General features: G+C 70.4%; 4 protein-coding genes and 1 pseudogene. 3 read left to right on the top strand and 2 right to left on the bottom strand.

Annotation, left to right across the window (positions count from 1 at the left end; genetic code table 11):
• Positions 1 to 90 precede the first annotated feature (90 nt).
• From ACGFYV_RS37440 to ACGFYV_RS37430, 3 genes and pseudogenes are all read left to right on the top strand, one after another.
• A pseudogene (locus tag ACGFYV_RS37440) lies at positions 91 to 405 on the top strand (class I SAM-dependent methyltransferase); the annotation flags it as partial.
• Positions 402 to 1,718, top strand: a complete 1,317-nt coding sequence (locus ACGFYV_RS37435) for a class I SAM-dependent methyltransferase (RefSeq protein ID WP_393883016.1) — start codon at positions 402 to 404, stop codon at positions 1,716 to 1,718. The pseudogene ACGFYV_RS37440 and the gene ACGFYV_RS37435, both read left to right, overlap by 4 nt.
• On the top strand, positions 1,715 to 2,524 hold the full coding sequence (locus tag ACGFYV_RS37430) for a DUF1295 domain-containing protein (protein ID WP_393883015.1): 810 nt from the start codon (positions 1,715 to 1,717) through the stop codon (positions 2,522 to 2,524). Before ACGFYV_RS37435 ends, ACGFYV_RS37430 begins: the two co-directional genes overlap by 4 nt.
• Positions 2,525 to 2,571: 47 nt before the next feature.
• Here ACGFYV_RS37430 and ACGFYV_RS37425 read toward each other — a convergent pair whose 3' ends face one another.
• Both ACGFYV_RS37425 and ACGFYV_RS37420 read right to left on the bottom strand, forming a co-directional pair.
• Complete coding sequence (locus ACGFYV_RS37425; RefSeq protein ID WP_393883014.1) at positions 2,572 to 3,321, bottom strand: anti-sigma factor domain-containing protein; 750 nt, start codon at positions 3,319 to 3,321, stop codon at positions 2,572 to 2,574.
• On the bottom strand, positions 3,318 to 3,902 hold the full coding sequence (locus ACGFYV_RS37420; protein WP_393883013.1) for a sigma-70 family RNA polymerase sigma factor: 585 nt from the start codon (positions 3,900 to 3,902) through the stop codon (positions 3,318 to 3,320). Before ACGFYV_RS37420 ends, ACGFYV_RS37425 begins: the two co-directional genes overlap by 4 nt.
• Positions 3,903 to 4,203 lie beyond the last annotated feature (301 nt).

The raw sequence follows: 4,203 nt of genomic DNA, 5'->3' as shown, positions 1-4,203 counted from the left end.
AACGACGCGCCGATCTCCACCAGGGCCTGCTCGAACTGGCCTGCAGTCTCATATGCCTCCGCCGCCTACGAACCTCATTCTGAAACGATCAGTTATACGTGGATCCAGAAGTACATCTTCCCCGGGGGCCTGATCCCCTCCACCACGGCCATCGAACAAGCCGTCCGCGACCACACAGGTCTGGCGGTGAACGTCCGGGACGGTTTCGGCGCGCACTATGCCGAAACGCTGCGGCTGTGGCGGGAGCGTTTCACCGACCAGTCCGACCAAGTCGCTGCCCTCGGCTTCGACGAGACCTTCCGCCGTCTGTGGAGCTTCTACCTGGCCTACTCCGAGGCCGGATTCCGCTCCGGCTACCTCGACGTCCAGCAGTACCTGTTCACCAAGGAGAACCCGGCGCGATGACGACCACCCGCACCCCCGCCCGTACCGGCGCTGCGCACCGCCTCGCCGCCCTTGCCGAGGACGCGCTCGGCGGGCCGCTGCCGCTGCGGCTGCGCACCTGGGACGGCAGCCAGACCGGCCCCGCCGGCGCCCCCGTGGTCGTCGTGCGCTCCCGGCGCGCATTGCGCCGCCTGCTGTGGCAGCCCGGCGAACTCGGCCTCGCCCAGGCATACGTCACCGGGGAACTCGACGTGGAGGGCGACCTGGCCGAGTGCCTGCGCGCCATGTGGGCCGCCGCGCGAGAGCGGGGCTTGCACGCCCCGAGGCTCTCGCCAGCCGACTGGGCGCGCGCGGTGGCGGAGGCGGTACGGATCGGAGCCGTCGGCCCGCGCCTGCCCGCACCCGTCTCGCAGGCCCGGCTGCGCGGCGGCCTGCACAGCAAGGCCCGCGACCGGGCCGCGATCAGCCACCACTACGACCTGTCCAACGACTTCTACCGCCTGCTCCTCGACGAGACCATGGCGTACTCCTGCGGCTACTGGACCGGTGCCGGCCCGGAGGTGAGCCCGGCCGATGCGCAGCGAGCCAAGCTGGAGCTGATCTGCCGCAAGCTCGGTCTGGTCCCCGGCGCCCGCCTCCTGGACATCGGCTGCGGCTGGGGCTCACTGACCTTGTATGCCGCACAAGAACACAAGGCGCAGGTCACCGCCGTCACCCTGGCCTGGGAACAGGCCGCATACGTGCGGGAGCAGGTGCGCGAGCGGGGGTTGGGGGACCAGGTGGAGGTGGTGTGCCAGGACTACCGGGACATCACCGGCTCCGCCTACGACGCGGTCGCCACCGTCGAGATGGGCGAGCACGTCGGGGACGACGAGTACCCCGCCTTCGCCGCCGCCCTGCACCGGCTGGTCCGCCCGCACGGGCGCGTGCTGGTCCAGCAGATGTCCCGCGGTGCGAGCGCGCCCGGCGGTGGTGCGTTCATCGAGGCGTGCATCGCCCCGGACATGCACATGCGGCCGATGGGCGAGACCGTCGGGCTGCTGGAGGCGGCCGGTCTGGAGGTCCGCTCGGTGGAGTCGCTGCGCGAGCACTATGTGCGCACCATCACCGCCTGGCACCGCACGCTGGAGGAACGCTGGAACGACTTCGTGGGCCTGGTTGGCGAGGAGACGGCCCGGGTGTGGCGGCTGTACCTGGTCGGTGGGGCCCTGGCCTTCGAGGAGCGGCGGATGGGCGTGGACCAGTTCCTCGCCGTACGCCCGACGGCCACCGGTGACAGCGGCCTGACAGGAGCCGAGGCAGCCGACTGGTACCGGCACCTGGAAGACCGGTGAACGCGTTCGACTGGGGTCCGTTCGCTGCCAACCTCGGATGGGCGGCCGCAACGGCCCTGGCGATCATGCTCGGCACCTTCACCATCGCCCTCAACCTAGACATGCACCGCATCGTTGACGTTGCCTGGGGGCTGGCTTTTGCCGCTGCGGCCGTGGTGACCTTCAGCGTCTCTGGGGGCCAGGGCGATCCGGCCCGGCGCGTGCTGGTCACGGTCCTGACCGTCGTGTGGGGGTTGCGACTCGCCATCCACATCGCGCGCCGGGGCAGCGGCCTCGGCGAGGATCCGCGGTACGAGGCGATGCTGGCCCGCGCGCGGGGAAACCGGGACCTGTACGCCCTGCGGATGATCTATCTGCTGCAAGGAGCCCTGGTGTGGCTGGTGTCCCTGCCGGTACAGGCTGCCCAGTACGCGCCCCGGTCGCTGTCCCCCCTGGCCTGGGCCGGCACCGCCGTGTGGGCCGTCGGACTGTTCTTCGAGGCCGTCGGCGACGCCCAGCTGGCTCGTTTCAAGGCGGACCCGGCCAACCGGGGCCGCATCATGGACCGGGGACTGTGGCGGCTCACCCGGCACCCCAACTACTTCGGGGATTTCTGCGTCTGGTGGGGGCTGTTCCTCGTGGCCTGCGACGGCGGATGGCAGGCAGCGGCTGTTTCCGTCGTCTCGCCCCTGGTGATGAGCGTGCTGCTGATCAACGGAAGCGGGAAACGGCTGCTGGAGAGGCACATGGCTGGCCGTGCCGGGTGGGACTCGTACGTGGCACGCACCAGCGCCTTCTTTCCCCGGCCACCGCACCGGCACCTATGAACGACTGGGGGAGTCCGCCCACGGGCGGACTCCCCCAGTCACATGCTCTACGTCGGTACACCGAGCAGGGCGAACGGTGTCGAGGTCGGTTGCTTCGACCCGCCCGCCGGCTCCACCGTGATGCCGACCCCGGAGGCGCCGTCGACTGCACCCTGCATCAGCACGGCCTGGTTGGTGCGGTCGGGGTCCATCAGGCCGGCGGAGCGCATCTTCCCGCCGTCGGCGAACCACAGCTGGTACACCTTGCCGCGCGGCGGTGCCGGCATTCCGGACGCCACGAACACGGCCCGGTCTCGGCTGGCGGAGACCACCAGCGTTCCCGCACCGCCCGCCACATTCGCCGAACGCGACTTGGCATCGGGCGCGGCCAGCACACCGGCCAGGTCCTCGGCGTGCCGCTGAGCCTGTGCGGCCTGGATCTGTGCGTCCTGGGCACGTTCGTACTGCCATACCGCGGTTCCGCCGAAGGCGGCCGCGGCGGCCACACTGGCGGCCAGCGCCCACCGGGCCAGGCCCCGCCCGCGCCGCACCCCCCGGCGCACCCGCTCCAGCGGCACGGCACCGGGCGGCACCTGCCGCACGGTGGTGATGCGCTGCAGGACCTGCTCGCGCATGACGGGGCGTGTGCGCACCGTGGAGGCCAGAGCCAGACGTCCGGTGGTCGCCGTGAACTCCGCGACCTCCTGTTCGCAGGTGTCGCACGCGGCCAGGTGACGCTCGAAGGCGGCACGCTCCTCATCGTGCAGCGCGTGCAGCGCATAGGCGCCTGTCAGACCGTGCAGATCGATCGTGGTCATGCGGTCACCCCCAGGCAGTCTCGGAGTCGGATCAGTCCATCACGCAGCCGGGTCTTGACCGTGCCGAGCGGCAGCGCGAGCGCTTCGGCGACCTCCCGATAGGTCAGGCCCCGGTAGTAAGCCAGGGTGACTGACTGCCGCTGCAGCTCGGTCAGAGTGCGCAGGCAGCGCCGTACCTGCTCCTGCTCCAGGCGGGTCTCGACCTGCTCGGTCACCTCGTCGTACGCAGGCTGATGCTCGAGCAGAGCGGCCTTGGTGTCACGGGCCGCCGCGGCCTCCACCGACCGGACCCGGTCCACCGCCCTTCGGTGAGCGAGGGTGAGGATCCAGTTGATCGCCGTACCGCGATCCGGCCGGTAGCGCGGGGCCGTGCGCCACACCTCCACCAGCACGTCCTGCGCCACCTCCTCCGACTGCGCCTGGTCGCGCAGGACGGCCCGGGCGACCCCGAGGACGGAGCCGGCCACCGCGTCGTAGAGAGCGGCGAACGCCTCCTGATCACCCAGCGCCACCTCGTGCAGCAGCTGCTGCAGATCAGGTTTCGCAGACGGGTGCTTCCCGATATGTACTGGTTCCTTCACAATGGCTCTCCCGTGGGCGTGGCCAGCCGGAACATCCCTGTGTAATCCGGGGCCACGCGAACTGCGGATTGGTTGTACGAAGTGTGGCAGCAGAAAATCAGGACGACTTACTGCTCTGCAGTGGCCGACGGCTGATCCGTAGTTGGCCGGTGCTGGCCTACGGTCCAGGCGGATGTACCCGTGCCGGTCAGGACCTGACCGGAGGACGCCCCCGTTATGTTCTCCACGGCTCCGCAACGGGGCCGCTGGCCTCCGGGCCCGGCATGACTTGGTCCCCCTGTCCGAGATGACCTGGGGGGTG

It is taken from the genome of Streptomyces sp. NPDC048297 (assembly GCF_043201585.1).
In the GTDB taxonomy this organism is placed as follows: domain Bacteria; phylum Actinomycetota; class Actinomycetes; order Streptomycetales; family Streptomycetaceae; genus Streptomyces.
This window is presented reverse-complemented; position numbering and strand designations above follow the sequence as displayed.